The organism is Aquabacter albus, from assembly GCF_040049275.1.
In the GTDB taxonomy this organism is placed as follows: Bacteria; Pseudomonadota; Alphaproteobacteria; order Rhizobiales; family Xanthobacteraceae; genus Aquabacter.
The window spans coordinates 625,896-645,710 of the sequence record NZ_JBDZDT010000001.1 but is presented as its reverse complement, the minus strand read 5'-3'; the positions used below and the strand labels follow the sequence as shown (position 1 = coordinate 645,710).

The window sequence follows — 19,815 nt, the reverse complement described above, 5'->3', positions numbered from 1 at the left end:
GGGATATGTCCCGCGCGCTCACCGCCATTCTCGATCATGTCCGCGCCGAGCCCTCGCGCACCTGGTCCATCATCGTCACCATCTATGGCGATGCTATCGTGCCGCGGGGCGGCAGCGTGTGGCTGGGCACGCTCTCGGCCTTCTTCAGGGCGCTGGATATTTCGGACGGCGTGGTGCGCACCGCCATGTCGCGCCTTGCTTCCGACGGCTGGCTGGAGCGCACCAAGGTGGGGCGCAATTCCTACTACCGCCTCGCCGAGAAGGGGCGCGAGACCTTCCAGCAGGCGACCTCCCACATCTACAGCCAGAACGCCCCCGCATGGGCCGGACATTTCGACATGCTGCTGGCGGAGAACGGCGCGCGGGGCGCGCTGGAGGCGGCCGGCTTCGGCAGCCCCGCGCCCGGTGTGTGGATCGCCCCCGGCGGGGTGCCGGTGCCCGTGGAGGCCGATGGCGCGCTGCGGCTGAGGGCGGGCGGGGACGATGCCGCGAACCGGGCGCTGGCAGCGCGGGCCTGGGCGCTGGAGGCCACGGGGGAAGCCTATGCGCGCTTCCTCGATGCTTTCAGTCCGCTGCGCGCGGCCGTGCTTGGCGGGCAGACGCTCTCCGATCTCGACTGCCTCGTGGGCCGTGTGCTGCTGATCCACGAATACCGCCGCATCGTGCTGCGCGACCCCATCCTCCCCGCCGAGGTGCTGCCCGCCGACTGGCCGGGCGCCGCGGCGCGGGCTTTGTGCGCCGAGGTCTATGGCGCGCTGCTGGAGGGCTCGGAGCGCTGGCTGGACGAGAATGCGGTGGATGAAAGCGGCGCGCCGCTCCCGCCAAGCGATGAGGTGTGGCGCCGCTTCAAGGGGTGAGGGCCGCCGTGCCCGTGCCGTGGGCTTCAAGCTGCGCGCCATAGCGCCGGGACCATTCCAGCATGGCCTTGAAGACCGGCAGCAGCGCATAGGCCGCATCGGTCAGTTCATAGTCCACGCGCGGCGGGATTTCCGCATAAGCCGTGCGCACCAGCAGCCCGCTGCCTTCCAGCTCGCGCAATTGGGCCGTCAGCGTGTGCTGCGTGATACCGGGCAGGGCGCGCCGGATTTCGCCGAAGCGGCGCGGGCCGCTGATGAGCGTGAAGACGATCTCCACCTTCCACTTGCCGACGATGGTGCGGATGGCGTTCTGGAAGTGGGAGATATCGGAACTACTTGGCGTGCAGCCCTCGCAGCAGGGCTGATCATCGCCGCATGGCTCAATAGTCTCTTTTTCCATACCAAGTATCATTATTCATCCTACTTGATCATCTCGCCGCACATACGATCTCTTGCCGACGATAACACGGATCATCGAGGCCGCGCTCGGGGCGGCGGCGAACAGGGGACATCATGAGCAGGGTTCTGGTGACGGGCGGGTCGGGCTTCATCGGCAGCCATGCCATTCTTCAGCTTCTCGCCGCCGGTCACGAGGTGTGCGCCACCTTGCGGAACCTCGCACGCGAAGGCGAGGTGCGGGCCATGCTGAAGGAGGGCGGTGTCGAGGCTGGCGGGCACGTGTCCTTCATCGCCGCCGATCTTCAGCGCGATGCCGGCTGGGCCGAGGCCGCCGCCGGGTGCGAATATGTGCTGCATGTGGCCTCGCCCCTGCCTCAGGGCCAGCCGAAGCACGAGGACGAACTGATCATCCCCGCCCGCGACGGTACGCTGCGGGTGCTGCGCGCGGCGCGCGATGCGGGCGTGCGGCGGGTGGTGGTGACGTCCTCGTTCGCAGCCATCGGTTACGGCCGAGGAGTGCAGGAAGCGCCGTTCGACGAGACCGGCTGGACCGATCCGACCCGTCCGGACGTGCAGGCCTATATGCGGTCGAAGACGCTGGCCGAGCGCGCCGCCTGGGATTTCATCGCCAGGGAAGGCGGGGGCCTTGAGCTGTCCGTCATCAACCCCACCGGGGTGTTCGGCCCGACCCTGGGGCCGGACCTGTCGGGTTCGCTTGCCCTCATCAAGGGGCTGATGGACGGCATCATGCCCGGCGTGCCGCGCATCTGCTTCGGCGTGGTGGACGTGCGGGACGTGGTGGATCTTCATATCCGCGCCATGACCCACCCGGCCGCCAAGGGGGAGCGCTTCATTGCCGTCTCGGGCGATTTCATGTGGCTGCGCGAGATCGCCGGGGTGCTGCAGGCGCGCATGGGTTCAGCAGGCAAACGGGCGCCGCGCTTCACTCTGCCTGACTGGATGGTGCGCCTTGCGGCCGTGCGCAGCCCCATGGCCAAGGCTTCGGTGCCGCTGCTCAGCGTCGTGCGCAACGCCACCAGCGAGAAAGCCATGCGCGTGCTCGGCTGGTCGCCGCGGAGTGCGGACGACGCGATCGTGGCGTCCGGGGAGAGCCTCGTGAAATTCGGGTTGTTGCGGGGATAAGGGGGACGGACGCTCACAGATCCCGATCAAACAAGCCAAAGGTTTCGGCGCTTGTCCCTCGCGTTCGGCTGAGTTGGGCTGAGCCAAAAGTTTTATACCTCAGCCATCTCATTAGGGATTATACTGTGGTTTACGCTTTCGCTCCTGGACGGGCAGGAGGGAGCGGTTGCTCACGGCGCTGAAGGCCGTTGGAGCTTTCCCTGGTGGCTCAAAGCTCCTCAAGGCCGGCGTCGCGCCCGCGCCCGCTGGTCTGTCGCGCATGAATCTCGCAGGGCGAGAAGACAACGCATGAACAACAGGAGGAATGCCTTGTAAGAGGAGGCAAGAATGGCCATTCAAATCCCAAAGGATTTCCGCCGGGTGATCGTCGCCGCGTCGGTGGGGAACGTCATCGAGTGGTATGACTTCTATATATTTGGGAGTTTGGCGGCGGTTCTGTCGGTCAAGTTCTTCGAGCAGAGCCATCCGGTCGCGGCTCTGCTGAGCACGATTGCGCTGTTCACCGCTGGTTTCCTGATCCGTCCCCTGGGAGCATTCCTGTTCGGATGGATGGGGGACCGGATCGGCCGCAAATACACCTTCCTCGTCACGCTCACCGGAATGGGACTGGGGACGGGTGCGATCGGGTTGATCCCGACCTACGAGTCCATCGGCCTGACCGCCGCCTTCCTTCTCTTCGGCCTGCGGATGATCCAGGGCCTGTGCCTGGGCGGCGAATATGGCGGCGCCATCACCTATGTGGCCGAACATGTCCCCGACGCCCGCCGCGGCTATTACACCGGCTGGCTCCAGACCTCTCCGACGCTGGGCATCGTGGTGTCGCTCGCCGTGATCATCGCGACACGCACCTATTTCGGCACCGAAGCCTTCAATGCATGGGCGTGGCGGGTTCCGTTCCTGGTGTCTTTCCTGCTGGTGGCCGTCGCGATTTACATCCGGCTGCAACTCCAGGAGACGCCGATCTTCCAGGAGATCAAGGCCAGGGGGCAGACCACCCGGAATCCGTGGAGGGAGGCCTTCCTCAGCTCCAACATCAAGTATGTGGGGATCGCCACGCTCGTGCTGATCGGGCAGGGCGTGGTCTGGTACAGCGGCCAGTTCTGGGCGTTGTACTTCCTGCAGCAGGTGTCCAAGGTGGACGCGCTGACGTCGTCCTACATCGTGGGCGCCGCGCTGCTCATCGCGACGCCGAGCCTGATCTTCTTCGGCTGGCTGTCCGACATCATCGGCCGTAAGCCGGTGATCCTGGGCGGCATGCTGCTTGCCGCGCTCACCTACTATCCCCTGTATTCGTGGCTGGGGACGGTCACGCATCCCGGCAACATCAACTATCCGGTCGCGGTCTTCATCATCTTCATCCTCGTTTGCTATGTGGGGATGGTGTATGGGCCGGTCGGGGCGTTCCTGGCGGAATACTTCCCCGGCAAGATCCGGTACACGTCTGTCTCGGTGCCGTATCACATCGGCAATGGGTGGGGCGGCGGACTGGTGCCGTTCATCACCTCGGCGGCTTTCGCCGCCACCGGCAGCGTCGGCTACGCGCTGATCTATCCCATCGCGGTGCCGGCCGTGTGCTTCGTGCTCTGCCTCTTCCTGATGCCGGAGACCCGCAAGATCAGCATCTGGGAACCCTTCGAGCCGAGGCCCGCCTCCTGACGCGATCGTCCATGTGCAGGGTCTTCGGGCCCTGCACATTTTTCTCATTGGCATCTCCGCCCGTGGACGTTCACCCGTCGTCCGCGGGCGGAGATGCCATGACGCGCTTTGGAGGGATGCACCGCATCCCAACATGTTACAAAAATAACTTGCATGAAAAAATTCCGTTACATATAATCTTTCCAAGATAGGGAGGAGCTGCATGTACACCCAGGCCCTCAACGCCAATCCGGACGCCGCAGACCGCAACATCGAGGACGCCGCCCTCGCCGCCCGCTTCCAGGAGCGGATCGACGAGGAAGAGCGCATCGAGCCCAATGACTGGATGCCGGCGGCCTATCGCAAGACACTGACGCGCCAGATCTCCCAGCACGCCCATTCCGAGATCGTGGGCATGCTGCCGGAGGGCAACTGGATCACCCGCGCGCCCTCGCTCCGCCGCAAGGCCGCGCTCCTCGCCAAGGTGCAGGACGAGTGCGGCCACGGCCTCTACCTCTATGCCGCCGCCGAGACGCTGGGCACATCGCGCGAAGAGCTGGTGGACCAGATGCTCAGCGGCAAGGCCAAGTATTCGTCCATCTTCAACTATCCGACCCTGACCTGGGCCGATATCGGCGCCATCGGCTGGCTGGTGGATGGCGCGGCGATCATGAACCAGATCCCGCTCTGCCGCTGCTCCTATGGTCCCTATGCCCGCGCCATGATCCGGGTGTGCAAGGAGGAATCCTTCCACCAGCGCCAGGGCTACGAGATCATGGTCACCCTCTCCAAGGGCACGGCCGAGCAGAAGGACATGGCGCAGGATGCGCTGAACCGCTGGTGGTGGCCGTGCCTGATGATGTTTGGCCCGCCGGATGCCGCAAGCCAGCATTCGGACGCCTCCACCCGCTGGAAGATCAAGCGCTTCTCCAATGACGAGCTGCGCCAGAAGTTCGTCGATGCCACCGTGCCCCAGGCCCAGTATCTCGGCCTGACCCTTCCTGACCCGGACCTCACGTTCAACGATGAGACCGGCCATTGGGACTATGGCGCCATCGATTGGGACGAGTTCAAGCAGGTCCTGGCCGGCAACGGCCCGTGCAACCGCGACCGGCTCGCCGCGCGCCGCAAGGCCCATGAGGATGGCGCCTGGGTGCGCGAAGCCGCCCTTGCCTTCGCCGAGAAGCGCCGCGCCAAGGCGGCCGCCTGAGATTCAAGAGGAAACGCACCATGGCCGGCCAGACCATTCCGCTCTGGGAAGTGTTCATCCGCTCCCGCAACGGCCTCGCCCACAAGCATGTGGGCTCGCTCCACGCGACCGACGCGACCTTGGCCCTCCAGGCCGCGCGCGATCTCTATACCCGTCGCGGGGAGGGGCTCTCCATCTGGGTGGTGCCCTCCAACGCCATCACCGCCTCCGATCCTGCGGACAAGGGCATGATGTTCGAGCCGGCGGAGAGCAAGATCTACCGCCACCCGACCTTCTACGACGTGCCGGACGAAGTCGGGCATATGTGAGCGCGGGCGGACACGCCCGTTAAGCCGTCATGCCGGGCTTGACCCGGCCATCTCCCGCAGAACCGGGAGAGATCCCCGGATCAAGTCCGGGGATGACCGACGTAACCAGGGAAACGCACCATGGCCGCTGGCTCCATCACCGTCACGGAGACGCCGCTCGTCCGCTATCTGCTGCGCCGCGCCGACGATGCGCTGATCCTCGGCCATCGCCTGTCCGAATGGTGCGGCCACGCGCCCATGATGGAAGAGGACATGGCCCTGGCCAATATGGGCCTCGATCTCATCGGCCAGGCGCGCTCGCTCTACACCTATGCCGCCGAGGTGGAAGCCGCCGGGAATGACGAGGACGCCTATGCCTATCGCCGCGACGTGCGCGGCTACGGCAATGTGCTCCTCGTGGAGCAGCCCAATGGCGACTTCGCCCGCACCATGGTGCGCCAGTTCTTCTATTCCGCCTTCATGGACCCCTATTGGCGGGCGCTGACGGCCTCTTCCGATGCCACGCTTTCCGCCATCGCGGCGAAGGCGGAGAAGGAGAGCGCTTATCATTTGCGCCATTCCGCCGAATGGGTGATCCGCCTCGGCGACGGCACGGAGGAAAGCCATCGCCGCGCCCAAGAGGCAGTGGATCATCTGTGGTCCTTCACCGGCGAGATGTTCGAGGCGGACGCGGGCGAAACGTCCCTGGTCGCAGACGGCGTGGCCCCGGACCCGGAGACCCTGCGCGGCCTGTGGCGCGAGACGGTCTCCAAAGTGCTGACGGAGGCAACGCTGAAGCTGCCCGAGACTGAGTGGATGCAGAAGGGCGGCCGCTCCGGCGCCCATTCCGAGCATCTCGGCCATCTTCTGGCCGACCTGCAATATATGCAGCGCGCCTTTCCCGGAGCGGCCTGGTGATGGGTGCGGCGCTTCACGATCGCCAGGCGCCGCGTGGCCAGGAAGCGCTGCGCGAGGACGTGTGGCGCGTGGCGGGCGCGGTGGTGGACCCGGAGATCCCGGTCCTCTCCATCGCCGATCTCGGCGTGCTGCGGGACGTGAGCGTCGCCGACGGGCGCATCGAGGTGGCCATCACGCCCACTTATTCCGGCTGCCCGGCCATGAACATGATCGCGCTGGAGATCGAGCTGGCGCTGGAGAAAGCGGGCTTCGGCCCGGTCCAGGTCAAGACCGTGCTCTCGCCGGCCTGGACCACCGACTGGATGACCGAGGAAGGCCGGCAGAAGCTGAAGGACTACGGCATTGCGCCCCCCGCGAAGGGGGGCGGCCGGCGCGCGCTGTTCGGCGAGGATGAGGTGGCCTGCCCGCAATGCGGCTCGATCGACACCACGGAAATCGCCGCCTTCGGCTCTACCTCGTGCAAGTCGCTCTGGCAGTGCCGGAGCTGCCGCGAGCCGTTCGATTATTTCAAATGCCACTGACGGGTGAGACCATGTCCGCCGCGACCCCGAAATTCCACCGCCTCTCCGTTCGCGACGTGAAGCGCGAGACCAACGAGGCTGTCTCCATCGCGTTCGCGGTGCCCGCGGACCTCTCGCGAGACTACGCCTTCGCGCCGGGCCAGTATCTGACGCTGCGCACCACGCTGGAGGGCGAAGACGTGCGCCGCTCTTATTCCATCTGCTCCGGCCCGGACGACGGGGAATTGCGCATTGCGGTCAAGGAGGTGGAGAACGGCCTGTTCTCCGCCTGGGCCAACAGCGCCATCAAGGTGGGCGATGAGCTTGAGGTGATGACCCCCACCGGCCGGTTCGGGCTGGGAAAAGCACCGGAAGACGGGCGGCTGCATGCGGCGTTTGCGGCGGGATCGGGCATCACGCCCATCCTCTCCATCGTGCGCGGCGTGCTCTCCCGCGAGCCCAACAGCCGCTTCTTCCTGTTCTACGGAAACCGCTCCACCACCGACATCCTGTTCCGTGGAGACCTGGAAGAGCTGAAGGACCGCTTCCTTGGCCGCCTGTCCATCTTCCACGTCCTCTCCAAGGAGGAGCAGGACCTGCCCGTGCTGAACGGCCGCCTCGATGGCGAGAAGGTGCGCCTGCTGCTCACCGCCATGGTGCCGGCGGCCGCGGTGGACAATGCCTTCGTCTGCGGCCCGGAGGGCATGATCGACGAGCTCGAGGCAACCTTGAAGGCCCTCGGGATCCCTGAGGAGCGCATCCATACCGAGCGTTTCGTCTCGGCCCTTGGCGGCAAGCCGCGCCCGAAGCCGGTGGTGGTGCCCGATGCGCCGCCGGCCCACATCGCCTCCATGATCGTGGACGGCAAGCGCCGCGACGTGCCGGTGGCCAAGGGCGAGACGATCCTCGATGCCGCCCTGCGCGCCGGCATGGACCTGCCCTTTGCCTGCAAGGGCGGCATGTGCTCCACCTGCCGCGCCAAGGTGGTGGAAGGCGCCGTTGAGATGGACGTGAACTATTCCCTGGAGCCGTGGGAGCTGAAGGCCGGCTTCGTCCTCACCTGCCAGTCGCACCCCACCACGGAGCGCGTGGTGGTGGATTTCGACCAGATGTGAGGGGCTTGCCGCCCAAAGGGCCGTTCAGGCCTAGGCGCACCAGGAGCTTCTCCGAAAGGGCGGAGCATGCCCCGATTCTCGCTGAATCCGCTTCCCATCCCCGGTCAAGGCCAAGATGGCACGCGCCATGGCGTCGCCGCGCTTGGCCAAGCAGGCCAAAGGTTGAATGCCTCCCGAAGCCCCTACGTCGCCGCCATCGTTGACAGTTGGTCGCAGCGCTCCTACCACTGATAGGCCGGCCGGTTTGAAAAGAACGGGGGAGAACGAGGGGATCACCCACGTCCTAACTCCAAAGGGGACCAAATCGCATGGCCTTACGCGTCTCGGGTAAGAATATCGACGTCGGAGATGCCCTCCGGCAACGTTTGTCGGACCGCATTTCCGAGGTGCTCGGCAAATATTTCGATGGCGGATGGTCTGGCCACGTCACCGTGGCACGCGACGGATCCGGCTATCGGTCCGAGTGCATGCTTCACCTTGATTCGGGCGTGAATCTTCAGGCCCAGGGCAACGCGCACGAGGCGAATGCCTGCGCTGACGCGGCTTTGGACAAGATTGAGAAGCGCCTGCGACGCTATAAGCAGCGCCTTAAGGATCGTCACGGGCATGGCAACGCCAATGGCGCCGTGAGCGCGCAGGCCTACGTGCTTGCGCCCGCTCCCGAGGACGAGACGGACGAGGGCCTGGAGGGCTGGAGCCCGACCGTGGTCGCCGAGCAGGTGACCAAGCTCCGCAGCCTCTCTGTGGCCGATGCCGTGGTGGAGCTGGAGATCACCGGAGCGCCAGTGGTGGTGTTCCGCCATGCCGGACACGGGCGCATGAGCGTTGTATACCGGCGCCCGGACGGGCATGTGGGGTGGATCGACCCTGCCGCCTTCTCCGAGGAAAAACATTGACCCGCGCGCGGGCCTGGAAGGGCGGCATGTCCCCCTTCCGGCCCCTCTCCGCTGCCGGAGCCCCCTGGGCCCCGGCACGGATCGCGCTATAGACCCAGGAACAAGGTTCCATGCCCCTCGCCGATCTCCTCGCACCCGATGCGGTCTTTCCGTCCCTTCGGGCGAGCAGCAAGAAGCAGGCTCTCCAGGAGCTTGCGCACAACGCTTCCGTTCTCATCGGGCGCGATCAGAGGGAAATCTTCGACACCCTGCTCCAGCGCGAGCGGCTCGGCTCCACCGGCGTGGGCGGCGGCATCGCCATCCCCCACGGCAAGCTGCCGAAGCTCGGACAATTGTTCGGCGCCTTCGCGCGCCTGGAAAAGCCCATCGATTTCGAGGCCCTGGACGGCGAACCCGTGGACCTCGTCTTCCTCCTGCTCGCACCCGAGGCGGCGGGAGCGGACCACCTGAAGGCCCTGGCCCGCGTCGCCCGCATGCTGCGCGACCCCAGCATCGCCGAGAAGCTGCGCGCCACCCGCGATGCATCGCTCATTCACGCCCTGCTGACGGCGGCGTCCGCGTCGGATGCGGCGTAGGGGTTAAAAGCGCGGCTTGTCCTGGACAAGTGACGCTGAAAGCGGAGCGCAGATCCGGGACCCAGCGCAAGACTCCTGCGAAGCGGTCAACTCGCGACTAGCGCCTTTTGCACCATCGCCGCGTGGCGGCACTGGTGGGTTGAAGCACCTTCGGTGGATTCTTGCGCTGGGTCCCGGATCTGCGCTCAAGCTTCGCTTTCGCTTGTCCAGGACAAAAAGCCCTTCAAGGCGTCCGCACCACCCAATGCTTGCGCATGGGCTCCACCACCTCCCAGGTGCCGGTGAAGCCGGGTTCCAGCACGAAGGCGTCGCCCGGGCCCGCATGGATGACCGTGCCGTCGTCCCCCGTCACCACGCAGCGGCCGGAGACGATGAGGCAATATTCCCACTCATCATATTTCACCCGCCACTTGCCCACGCTTGCCTCCCATTCCCCCACACACAGCCGCTCCTCCGGTGCGTCATAAGTGACGAAGGCGCGGGTTTCCGGCTTGCCCGAAACGACGGCGGCGGGATCGATCGGCCCGGCGATGGCTTCCGTTTTCGAGCGATCGAGTTCGTGGAGCTTCATGACGCGTCACTCGCGGATTTCGTGAGGTTCACAGGAGACGGGTTTTCCACGCCATTCTTAGCATTTTGTCAGTGACACTTTCCGGTATAACTCAGGGAAGGGGCAGATCAGGATGGGTTTTGGACGATGACAGTGGTGGTGCCCGTTCCCAAGGACGCTGGGGTTCGCAGCCTGTGGAGCCGCGAAGAGGCCGAGCGCCTCTACAATCTCCCGCTCAATGACCTGCTGTTCGAAGCCCAGAGCATCCACCGCACCCATTTCGACCCCAACAAGGTGCAGATGAGCCGCCTGCTCTCCATCAAGACCGGCGGCTGCCCCGAGGATTGCGGCTATTGCAGCCAGTCCGCCCACGCGCCGACGGGCCTGAAGGCCTCCAAGCTGATGGAGGTTGAGCGCGTCCTCGCTGAAGCGAAGAAGGCGAAGGACGGCGGCGCGACGCGCTATTGCATGGGCGCCGCCTGGCGCTCGCCCAAGGAGCGCGACATGGACATGGTCGTCGCCATGGTGGAGGGCGTCAAAGCCCTGGGCATGGAGACCTGCATGACGCTCGGCATGCTGAACCCGCAGCAGGCCCACCGCCTCGCGGACGCCGGGCTCGATTATTACAACCACAACATCGACACCTCCGAGCGCTATTACAGCGAGATCATCACCACCCGCACCTTCACCGACCGGCTGGAGACGCTGGCCAACGTCCGCGAGGCGGGCATGAAGGTGTGCGCCGGCGGCATCCTCGGCATGGGTGAGAATGCGGGCGACCGCATCGACATGCTGCTGACGCTGGCCAACATGGCCGTGCCGCCGGAGAGCGTGCCCATCAACATGCTCATTCCCATCCCGGGCTCGAAGCTGGAGAACGCGGCGCCCGTGGACCCCATCGAGTTCGTGCGCACCATCGCGCTCGCCCGCATCCTCATGCCCACCTCGCACGTGCGCCTTTCTGCCGGCCGCACCGAGATGACGGACGAATTGCAGGCCATGTGCTTCTTCGCGGGCGCCAATTCCATCTTCGTGGGCGAGACGCTGCTCACCGCCGACAATCCCGGCGAGGACCACGACACCGGCCTGTTCCGCCGCCTGGGGATTACGGCCGAGGAGCTGGACACCCGCCAATGAGCGCCGGGCGGCTCGGCCGCTTCACGGCGACGCTGGAGGGCCTGCGCGGCCGCAGCCGGGGCCGCGCGCTGGAGCCGCGCGCGGGGCATGATTTCGCCTCCAACGACTATCTGGGCCTAGCCTCCTCGCCGCGCCTAAAGGCGGCGGTTCAGGAGGCGGTGGCGCGCGGTGTGCCGGTGGGGGCTGCGGGGTCGCGGCTACTGCGCGGCAACGATCCCGAGCATGAGGCGCTGGAGGAGGAGGCGGCGCGTTTTCTCCGCGCGGATGGCTGCCTGTTCTTCGCCTCCGGCTTCGACGCCAACCTCGCGCTGTTCTCCACCTTGCCCCGGCGCGGCGATCTCATCGTTTATGATGAACTGATCCACGCCTCCGTCCATGCCGGCATGCAGGCGGGCAAGGCGGAGGTGGCGGCCACCGCCCATAACGACGCGCAGGCGATGGAAGATGCCGTCCTGCGCTGGCGCGGGGCGGGCGGGAAGGGCACGCCCTTCATCGCCGTGGAGAGCATCTATTCCATGGATGGCGACGCCGCCCCGCTTACCGACCTCATGGCCATCGCCGAGCGCCATGACGGCTTCCTCGTGGTGGACGAGGCCCATGCCACCGGCGTGTTCGGCCCGGACGGGCGGGGGCTGGCGGCGGACTATGAGGGGCGCGAGGCGCTTATCTCAATCCATACCTGCGGCAAGGCGCTGGGCGTCTCCGGCGCGCTGGTGACGGCGCATCGCAGCCTCTTGGATTTCCTGGTGAACCGCGCCCGACCCTTCATCTATGCCACGGCGCCCTCGCCCCTCGTGGCCGCCGGGGTGCGGGAATCGTTGCGCATCCTGAAGGACGAGCCGGAGCGGCGGGCGCGGCTTTCCATGCTGGTGAAGACCGCCGAAGGCTCGCTGATGCAGCGCCTCGGCGTGCCGCCCTCTGGCTCGCAGATCATTCCCGTGATGCTCCGCACCAATGCCCGCGCGACGGCGGTGGCGGCGAAGGTGCGGGCCGCCGGCTTCGACTGCCGCGCCATCCGCCCGCCCACCGTGCCCGAAGGCACCGCGCGGCTACGGGTCTCGCTCACATTGAATGTGGACGCCGCCATCGTCTCCGGCCTCGTGGACGCCATCGCCGAGGCCATGGCCGAGGTGCCGGCGTGAGCGCGCTCATCGTCACCGGCACGGACACGGGCATCGGCAAGACCGTCTTCGCCGCCGCGCTCACCCATGCGCTCGGGGCGTTTTACTGGAAGCCGGTTCAGTCCGGCCTTGAGGAGGAAACCGACAGCGAGACGGTGGCGCGCTTTGGCCGCGTCCCGCCGGAGCGCATCCTGCCCGAAGCCTATCGCCTGAAGCTGCCCGCCTCGCCGCATCTTTCGGCCGAGGCGGAGGGCGTCGCCATCGATCCCGCCCGCCTCCTCGTGCCTCCGCAGCGCCCGCTGGTGATCGAGGGGGCAGGGGGGCTCATGGTTCCGCTCACGCGCGACCTTCTCACCATCGATCTCTTCGCCCACTGGGGCCTGCCGGTGGTGCTCTGCGCCCGCACCGCCCTCGGCACCATCAATCACACCTTGCTCTCCATCGAGGCGCTCAAAGCGCGGAACATCCCTATCAAGGGCATCGCCTTCATCGGCGAGGAGATGCGCGACAGCCAGGATGTCATCGCCGCCTTTTCGGGGGTAAAGGTGCTCGGCTGCCTGCCCCCCGTCGCGCCGCTGACGCCGGAGGCTTTGCAGGCGGCGTTCGCGGGGGCGTTCGAGGCCAGAGATTTCCTGTGATGCTGGATTTCCTTTGAGATGAATTCGCCCGTCTGGCACCCCTTCACCCAGCACGCCACCGAGCCGGCCCCGCCGCTCATCGCGCGCACCGAGGGCGCCTATCTGGAGACGGCCGAGGGCCGGCGCATCCTCGATGCCATTTCCTCCTGGTGGGTCATCACCCACGGCCACCGGCACCCGGCCATCATGTCCGCCATCCGGGCCGCGAGCGAGGAGCTGGACCAGCTCATCTTCGCCGGCTTCACCCATCCTTATGCCGAGGCTCTGGCGCGCGAGCTGGTGACGCTGGCGCCGCCGGGCCTCATCCGCGTCTTCTATTCGGATTCCGGCTCCACCAGCGTGGAGGTGGCGCTGAAGATGGCGCTCGGCACCTTCCGCAATAAAGGGGAGGCGCGGCACCGCATCGTGGTGATGGAGGCGAGCTATCACGGCGACACCATCGGCGCCATGAGCGTCGGTGCGCGCGGCGTGTTCAACGCCGCCTACGAGCCGCTGCTGTTCGAGGTGGATCGCATCCCTTTCCCCGCGCCGGGCAAGGAGCAGGAGACGCTGGACGCCTTCGAGGCGGCAACGCGGGGCGGCAAGGCGGCGGCGCTCATCATCGAGCCTTTGGTGCTTGGCGCCGGCGGCATGCTCATGTATCCGCCCGCCATTCTCTCCGAGCTTTCGCGCATCGCGAGGGAGACCGGCACCCTCTTCATCGCCGACGAGGTGATGACCGGCTGGGGCCGCACCGGCACCATGTTCGCGTGCGAACAGGCGGGCATCTCGCCGGATATCCTGTGCACCTCCAAGGGCCTTACCGGCGGCGCCATCCCGCTTGCCGCCACGCTGGCGAGCGAGGAGGTGTTCGCGGCGCATTACTCGCAGGACCGTTCGCGCACCTTCTTCCATTCCTCTTCCTACACCGCAAATCCCATCGCCTGCGCCGCCGGGCTCGCCAATGTGAAGGTCTGGCAGCAGGAGCCGGTGGCGGAACGGGTCGCAGCGCTCTGCGCCATGCAGGCGGAGCGCATCGCGCAGTTCGCGGATGACGGACGCTTCGAGAATGCGCGCCGCTGCGGCACCATCACGGCGCTGGATTTGAAGGTGCCGGGCGCGGGCTATCTGGCGGAGGCCGGGCCGAAGATGCGGGCCTTCTTCCTGGAGCAGGGCCTGCTCGTTCGCCCTCTCGGCAACGTGCTCTATCTGATGCCGCCTTATTGCGTGACGGCCGACGAGCTGGACAGGCTTTACGCCGCCATCCATGAGGCCGGCGACCGCTTCGGGAGCCCCTCATGAGCGCCGGCACGCGCCTCCTCGGCCTCGGCCATGCAGCCCCCGTGCGGGTGGTGCCGAACGCCGAGATCGAATCCTCCCTCGGCCTGGAGACCGGCTGGATCGAACGACGCACGGGCATTCTGGAGCGCCGCTGGGCGGAGCCGCACGAGACCCTCTCAGACCTTGCGGTCGCGGCCGGCGAGATGGCGCTGGAAGAGGCGGGCCTGCCGCGCAGCGACATCGCACTCACCTTGCTCGCCACCTCGACGCCCGACCATCTCCTGCCGCCCTCCGCGCCGCTCGTGGCGCACAAGCTGGGCCTCGCACATTCCGGCGCCGTGGACATGGCGGGCGCCTGCGCGGGCTTCCTCTATGCGTTGGTCATGGCGGAAGGCTTCGTGCGCACGTGGCGGCGGCCGGCTCTGGTGATCGGCGCGAACCTGCTCTCCCGCCGCATCAATCCCACCGAGCGCGGCTCCTCCGTCATCTTCGGCGACGCGGCCGGCGCGGTGGTGGTGGCGCCGGGCGGGGAGGGCGGCATCCTCGGCGCCTCCCTGGGCTCGGAGGGCTCGGGCTACGAACTGGTGCATATCCCCGCGGGGGGCTCAAGCCGGCCCTTCTCCCCGGACCTGTCGGTGGAGGACACGCGCATGACGCTTACCGACGGCAAGGCGCTGTTTCTCGGCGCCGTGCGGCTGATGAGCGATGCGGCGCGCGACGCGCTGGAGCAGGCGGGAATTTCGGCAGCACAGGTGGACCGCTTCGTACCGCACCAGGCCAATGAGCGGCTGCTGGATGCGGTGGCGCACAATCTTGGTATTCCGCCCGAGAAGGTGGCCCGTTCCATCGCGCGGTACGGGAATTCCTCGGCGGGGACCATTCCACTGACCCTGTCGCTCTCGCACCAGGAGAAGCCGCTGGAATCTGGCGAGATCATCCTGATGAGTGCGGCGGGTGGCGGTCTCACCGGCGGAGCGTGCGTGCTGCGGGTGTGAGCCTTCTTGCCCTGGACAAGTGAGAGCGCAGCTCGAACGCAGATCCGGGGCCCAGCGCAAGACTCCGGCGAAGCCGTCAACCCGCGACCAGCGCCTTCACGCCGTCACCGCGTGGCGACGGCTTATTGAAGCGCCTTCGGCGGTCTCTTGCGCTGGGTCCCGGGTCGCATTCCACTGTGCTTCGCTGCGTTGCATACGCCCAGGACAAACTCCGATATTGAAGCGGGAGGGGGCCGACTGGCCTCGGGAGGGCGGTCCTTTGGCCGCGCCTGCCCCCTCCCTACCCCTCCCCCGCAAGCGGGAGAGGGAATTTGTGTTCACGCCGCAGCGTGCTCCGCGTGCGGCGGCTCGCCCGCAACGTTCGCGGCCGGCACTTCCGCCTTCGCCACCTTCACCCGGAACCAGGCCGCATACATGGCCGGCACCACCAGCAGGGTGAGGACGGTGGCCACCAGAAGCCCGCCCATGATGGTGATGGCCATGGGCCCCCAGAAGGTGCTCTCCGCGAGGGGGATCATGCCCAGCACCGCCGCGAGCGCGGTCAGCACCACGGGCCGCGCCCGGCGGATGGTCGCGTCGACGATGGCTTCCGCGGGCGCATGGCCGGCGGCGATGTCCTTGTCGATCTGGTCCACCAGGATCACCGTGTTGCGCATGATCATCCCCGCCAGAGCGATGAGGCCCAGCAGCGCCACGAAGCCGAACGGCCGGTGCGAGATGAGCAGGGCGAACGTCGCCCCGATCAGCCCGAGGGGCGCCGTGGCCAGCACGAGGCCGAGCCGCGAGAAGCTCTGGAGCTGGATCATCAGCAGCGTCAGCATGGCGATGATCATGACCGGGAACACGGCGGCCAGCGCCGTGTTCGCCTTCACGCTCTCCTCGATGGAGCCGCCGGTCTCGATGCGGTAGTCCGCCGGCAGGCCGACCTTGAGGGCCGCGAGCTGGGGCAGGATGCGCGTGGTCACGTCGGGCGGCTGGATGCCGTCCTTCACGTCTCCGCGCACCGTCAGCACCAGGTCGCGGTCGCGCCGCCAGAGGATGGGCTCCTCCGCCCCATAGACGATGCGGGCCACCTGACCTAGCGGCACGGCGATGCCGTTGCGGGTGGTGACCGTGAGGGCGGAGAGACGTTCCAGGTCGACGCGCTCCTCCGGGACCGCGCGGGCCACCACGTCGATGAGGAGGTTGCCGTCCCGGTGCTGGGTCACGGTGTAGCCGGAGAGCAGCGTCTGGAGCGTCTCGGCGATGTCGCGCGGCGTGGTGCCGATGGCCCGCGCCCGGTCCTGGTCCACCTGGAGGGTGATGGATTTCACCTGCTCGCCCCAGTTCAGATGCGGATCGATGAGGGCGGGGTCGCGGTCCATCACCTGGCGCACCTGCTCGGCGATGTCGCGCACCTTCAGCGGGTCGGGGCCGACCACGCGGAACTGCACGGGGAAGCCCACCGGCGGGCCGAACACGAAGCGGTCCACGCGTGAGCGGGCTTCGGGCAGGGCGCCCTCGGCCAGCGCCTTGTCGAGCCGAGCCTTCAGCCGCTCGCGCGCCTCCACGTCCTTCGCGACGATGACGATCTGCGCGAAGTTCGGGTTGGGCAGCACGGGATTGAGGCCGAGCCAGAAGCGCGGCGTGCCGCGGCCGATATAGGTGGTGGCGGTGGCCACGTCCGGATCTTCGCCGATCAGCGCCTCCGCCTTCTGGGCGGTGGCCTGGGTGACGGCGATGGAGGTGCCCTCCGGCAGCCGCATCTCCAGGAACAGCTCGGGCCGCGTGGAGGTGGGGAAGAATTGCTGCTGCACCGCGCCGAACGAGACCAAAGCGGCAGCAAATAGGCCGAACGTGATCCCGATGACCGCGAAGCGATGCCGCAGGCTGAGGTTCAGCACCCGGCGGAAGGCGCGGTAGAGCCGTCCGTCATGGGTGGCATGGCCGTTGGCCGCCGTCTTTTTGAGGTTGGGCAGCAGCATGAAGCCGAGATAGGGCGTGAAGATCACCGCCACGAACCACGAGGCGATGAGCGCGATGCCCACCACCCAGAAGATGCCGCCGGCATATTCGCCCGCCGACGACTTGGCGAAGCCCACGGGGAGGAAGCCCGCCGCCGTCACCAGCGTGCCGGTGAGCATGGGGAAGGCGGTGGAGGTCCAGGCGAAGCCCGCGGCCTTGGCGCGGTCGAAGCCCTCTTCCATCTTCACCACCATCATCTCGATGGCGATGATGGCATCGTCCACGAGCAGGCCCAGCGCGATGATGAGGGCGCCGAGCGTGATGCGGTGGAGATCCATGCCGCTCGCGAACATCACCACGAACACGATGGCGAGCACGAGGGGCACGGAGAGCGCCACGACGATGCCGGTGCGCAGCCCCAGCGAGAGGAAGCTCACCACCAGCACGATGACGAGGGCTTCCGCGAAGGTGCGCAGGAACTCGCCCACCGAATCCGCCACGATGTGCGGCTGGTCGGCCACCTGGGTCACCTCGATGCCCATGGGCAGCTCGCCGATGGCGGCGTCCATGGCGATCTTCAGGTTATGGCCCAGCGTGATGATGTTGGCGCCCGCCGCCATGGAGACGCCGATACCCACCGCATCGCGCCCGTTCTGGCGGATGATGAAAGCGGGCGGATCTTCATAGCCGCGCTTCACGGTGGCGATGTCGCCGAGCCGGAACACGGCATTGCCCGCGAGGACCGGCACGGCGGCGATGGCCTCGGCCCCCGTGAAGGCGCCCGTTAAGCGCAGATTGATGCGGTCGGCATTGGTGTCCACGGCGCCGCCGGAGACTACCGCGTTCTGGCGCGCCACGCTGTCGAAGATCTGCTGGGGCGAGATGCCCAGCGTCGCGAGACGGGCGTGGCTGAACTCGATGAAGATGCGCTCGGGGCGCTCGCCAACGAGGTCCACCTTCTCCACGTCCTGCACCCGCAGCAGCTTCTGGCGGATGATCTCCGCCTGCCGCTTCAGCTCGGCCGGGCCCACCTTGTCGCCGGAGAGCATGTAGAGGGCGGAATAGACGTCGCCATACTCGTCGTCGAAGAAGGGGCCGATGACGCCTGCGGGCAGGTCGCCGCGCATGTCGCCCACCTTCTTGCGCACCTGATACCAGAGGTCCTGCACCGCCTTGGCGGGGGTGGAGTCCGTGAGGAAGACCTGGATGAAGGAGACGCCCGGACGGGAATAGCTCTCCACCCGGTCGAGATGGCCGAGCGCCTGGAGCTTCTTCTCGATGGGGTCGGCCACCTGCTCCTGCATCTCGTCGGCGGTGGCGCCGGGCCAGGCGGCGCTCACCACCATCACCTTGATGGTGAAGGAAGGGTCCTCCGCCCGGCCGAGATTGACATAGGCATAGGCGCCCGAAGCGGCCAGCAGGAGGATGGCGAAGAGGGTCAGCGCGCGGTGGCGGATGGCCCAGTCGGAAAGATTGAAGCCCATTTCAACCTCCTGTCAGCGCGCGGCGACGGTGCGCACGGAGCGCCCCGCCTCGAGGGTCTGGACGCCCATGGCGACGACGCTCTCGCCGGCCGAAAGACCGTTCGAGACCAGGGCCGTATCGGCGGTGTAGCCGGCGATTTCCACCGTGCGCACGGAGAGGATGCGGGTCTTGGGATCGACCACATAGACGCGCGGGCCGGTGCCCCGGTCGAACACCGCCGAGAGCGGCAGGCGGGCCACGTCCGCATGGCCGGCGGGGTGGAGGGTGACCGTGGCGGTCATGCCCAGCGCCACGCGGTCGTCGGCATTCTCAAGGGCGAAGCGGGCGGCATAGGTGCGGCTGGTGGCGTCCGCCTGGGGGGAAAGCTCGCGCAGACGCGCTTTGTAGGAGCGGTTCGGATCGGCCCAGAGGGTGACCGTTGCGCCGTCCGCCCGCGCGCTGGCGAGGGCGGTCTCGGGAAGGGCGACGGCGGCCTCCTTCTCGTCGAGGCGGGCGATGCGGGCCACGGTCTGGCCGGAGACCAGCACCTGCCCCGGCTCGGCGGAGGTGGAGACCACGACGCCCTCGGCATCGGAGATGAGGTCCGCATAAGCGAGCTGGTTGCGGGCGAGGTCGAGGGCGCGCTTTGCCCGCTCCAGCCGGCCCACCGCCTCTTCCTTGGCCACCGCCTTGCGGTCGAGATCGGCGTTGGAGGCGAAGCCGCGCTGGGTGAGCGTGCGGTAGCGCCCATCCTCGGCGGTGGTCTGGTTGAAATTGGCGGTGGCGGCTGCAAGCTCGGCCTCCGCACTCTGGAGCTGGAGCGACAGGTCTTCCGGGTCCAGCTTGGCGATGACTTCGCCCGCCTTCACCCGGTCTCCCACCTCCACGAGGCGCTGGGAGATCTTGCCGCCCACGCGGAAGGACAGGTCGATCTCGCGGCGGGCGCGGATGACGCCCACGAAGGTCTTGTCCACCTCCAGCGGCTTCAGCGCCACTTCCACCACCTGGACGGGGCGGGGCGGGGGGCCGGCCTGCTCGGCGGGGGCGGGATCGCCGCAGCCGGCGAGGAGGGCGGCAGCGCTGACCACGGTCAGCAGACGCAAGGCGGTGGCGACGGTAGGCATGGCCTAAGCTCCTGATGACTAATAAGTCACGACTGACGAAGTTCGAT

General features: G+C 67.3%; 19 protein-coding genes. 15 read left to right on the top strand and 4 right to left on the bottom strand.

Annotated features, from left to right (window positions below):
* Nucleotides 1-5 precede the first annotated feature (5 nt).
* Nucleotides 6-857: a phenylacetic acid degradation operon negative regulatory protein PaaX gene (gene paaX, locus ABLE91_RS02685; protein WP_348928160.1), complete on the top strand. Its 852-nt coding sequence runs from the start codon at nt 6-8 to the stop codon at nt 855-857.
* Here the strand turns inward: paaX and ABLE91_RS02680 are convergent.
* On the bottom strand, nt 847-1,257 hold the full coding sequence (locus tag ABLE91_RS02680) for a winged helix-turn-helix transcriptional regulator (protein WP_348928158.1): 411 nt from the start codon (nt 1,255-1,257) through the stop codon (nt 847-849). The genes paaX and ABLE91_RS02680 overlap by 11 nt on opposite strands.
* Nucleotides 1,258-1,370: 113 nt before the next feature.
* Between ABLE91_RS02680 and ABLE91_RS02675 the strand changes: the two genes are divergently transcribed.
* The 9 genes from ABLE91_RS02675 to ptsN all read left to right on the top strand — a co-directional run bounded on the left by ABLE91_RS02675 (nt 1,371) and on the right by ptsN (nt 9,535).
* Complete coding sequence (locus tag ABLE91_RS02675) at nt 1,371-2,399, top strand: SDR family oxidoreductase (RefSeq protein ID WP_348928157.1); 1,029 nt, start codon at nt 1,371-1,373, stop codon at nt 2,397-2,399.
* 327 nt (nt 2,400-2,726) lie between these two features.
* Nucleotides 2,727-4,055 (top strand): MFS transporter, encoded by a 1,329-nt coding sequence (locus ABLE91_RS02670; RefSeq protein ID WP_348928155.1) that lies wholly within the window; start codon nt 2,727-2,729, stop codon nt 4,053-4,055.
* Nucleotides 4,056-4,257: 202 nt separating this feature from the next.
* Entirely contained in the window at nt 4,258-5,244 is a 987-nt protein-coding gene (gene paaA / locus ABLE91_RS02665; protein WP_348928153.1) for a 1,2-phenylacetyl-CoA epoxidase subunit PaaA, read from the top strand.
* 20 nt (nt 5,245-5,264) lie between these two features.
* Nucleotides 5,265-5,552, top strand: a complete 288-nt coding sequence (paaB, locus tag ABLE91_RS02660; protein WP_348928152.1) for a 1,2-phenylacetyl-CoA epoxidase subunit PaaB — start codon at nt 5,265-5,267, stop codon at nt 5,550-5,552.
* A 120-nt stretch (nt 5,553-5,672) separates the two neighbouring features.
* A complete protein-coding gene (gene paaC / locus ABLE91_RS02655; protein ID WP_348928150.1) occupies nt 5,673-6,449 on the top strand; it encodes a 1,2-phenylacetyl-CoA epoxidase subunit PaaC in 777 nt (258 codons plus the stop codon).
* Nucleotides 6,449-6,970 (top strand): 1,2-phenylacetyl-CoA epoxidase subunit PaaD, encoded by a 522-nt coding sequence (gene paaD / locus ABLE91_RS02650; RefSeq protein ID WP_348928149.1) that lies wholly within the window; start codon nt 6,449-6,451, stop codon nt 6,968-6,970. The genes paaC and paaD overlap by 1 nt, the downstream gene beginning before the upstream one ends.
* An 11-nt stretch (nt 6,971-6,981) precedes the next feature.
* Nucleotides 6,982-8,064, top strand: a complete 1,083-nt coding sequence (gene paaE, locus ABLE91_RS02645; RefSeq protein WP_348928312.1) for a 1,2-phenylacetyl-CoA epoxidase subunit PaaE — start codon at nt 6,982-6,984, stop codon at nt 8,062-8,064.
* 308 nt (nt 8,065-8,372) lie between these two features.
* Complete coding sequence (gene hpf / locus ABLE91_RS02640; protein ID WP_348928147.1) at nt 8,373-8,960, top strand: ribosome hibernation-promoting factor, HPF/YfiA family; 588 nt, start codon at nt 8,373-8,375, stop codon at nt 8,958-8,960.
* Between the two features lie 110 nt (nt 8,961-9,070).
* Complete coding sequence (gene ptsN, locus ABLE91_RS02635; RefSeq protein WP_348928145.1) at nt 9,071-9,535, top strand: PTS IIA-like nitrogen regulatory protein PtsN; 465 nt, start codon at nt 9,071-9,073, stop codon at nt 9,533-9,535.
* 223 nt (nt 9,536-9,758) lie between these two features.
* Here ptsN and ABLE91_RS02630 read toward each other — a convergent pair whose 3' ends face one another.
* Nucleotides 9,759-10,106, bottom strand: a complete 348-nt coding sequence (locus tag ABLE91_RS02630) for a cupin domain-containing protein (protein ID WP_348928143.1) — start codon at nt 10,104-10,106, stop codon at nt 9,759-9,761.
* A 126-nt stretch (nt 10,107-10,232) separates the two neighbouring features.
* Here ABLE91_RS02630 and bioB point away from each other — a divergent pair, with 126 nt between their 5' ends.
* Genes bioB through ABLE91_RS02605 form a run of 5 tightly spaced genes read left to right on the top strand, consistent with a single transcriptional unit; the run spans nt 10,233 to nt 15,236 of the window.
* Nucleotides 10,233-11,222 carry a biotin synthase BioB gene (bioB, locus tag ABLE91_RS02625; protein ID WP_348928141.1) on the top strand — a complete coding sequence of 330 codons (990 nt, stop codon included), beginning with the start codon at nt 10,233-10,235 and terminating at the stop codon, nt 11,220-11,222.
* A complete protein-coding gene (locus tag ABLE91_RS02620; RefSeq protein WP_348928139.1) occupies nt 11,219-12,364 on the top strand; it encodes an 8-amino-7-oxononanoate synthase in 1,146 nt (381 codons plus the stop codon). The genes bioB and ABLE91_RS02620 overlap by 4 nt, the downstream gene beginning before the upstream one ends.
* Nucleotides 12,361-12,981 carry a dethiobiotin synthase gene (gene bioD, locus ABLE91_RS02615; protein WP_348928137.1) on the top strand — a complete coding sequence of 207 codons (621 nt, stop codon included), beginning with the start codon at nt 12,361-12,363 and terminating at the stop codon, nt 12,979-12,981. Before ABLE91_RS02620 ends, bioD begins: the two co-directional genes overlap by 4 nt.
* Before the next feature lie 18 nt (nt 12,982-12,999).
* Nucleotides 13,000-14,262: an adenosylmethionine--8-amino-7-oxononanoate transaminase gene (locus tag ABLE91_RS02610; RefSeq protein ID WP_348928136.1), complete on the top strand. Its 1,263-nt coding sequence runs from the start codon at nt 13,000-13,002 to the stop codon at nt 14,260-14,262.
* Nucleotides 14,259-15,236: a beta-ketoacyl-ACP synthase III gene (locus tag ABLE91_RS02605; protein WP_348928134.1), complete on the top strand. Its 978-nt coding sequence runs from the start codon at nt 14,259-14,261 to the stop codon at nt 15,234-15,236. The genes ABLE91_RS02610 and ABLE91_RS02605 overlap by 4 nt, the downstream gene beginning before the upstream one ends.
* 317 nt (nt 15,237-15,553) lie before the next feature.
* Here the strand turns inward: ABLE91_RS02605 and ABLE91_RS02600 are convergent, their stop codons facing one another.
* Nucleotides 15,554-18,664, bottom strand: a complete 3,111-nt coding sequence (locus ABLE91_RS02600) for an efflux RND transporter permease subunit (RefSeq protein WP_348928132.1) — start codon at nt 18,662-18,664, stop codon at nt 15,554-15,556.
* Nucleotides 18,665-18,676: 12 nt separating this feature from the next.
* Nucleotides 18,677-19,768 carry an efflux RND transporter periplasmic adaptor subunit gene (locus ABLE91_RS02595; RefSeq protein ID WP_348928130.1) on the bottom strand — a complete coding sequence of 364 codons (1,092 nt, stop codon included), beginning with the start codon at nt 19,766-19,768 and terminating at the stop codon, nt 18,677-18,679.
* Nucleotides 19,769-19,815: the final 47 nt, after the last annotated feature.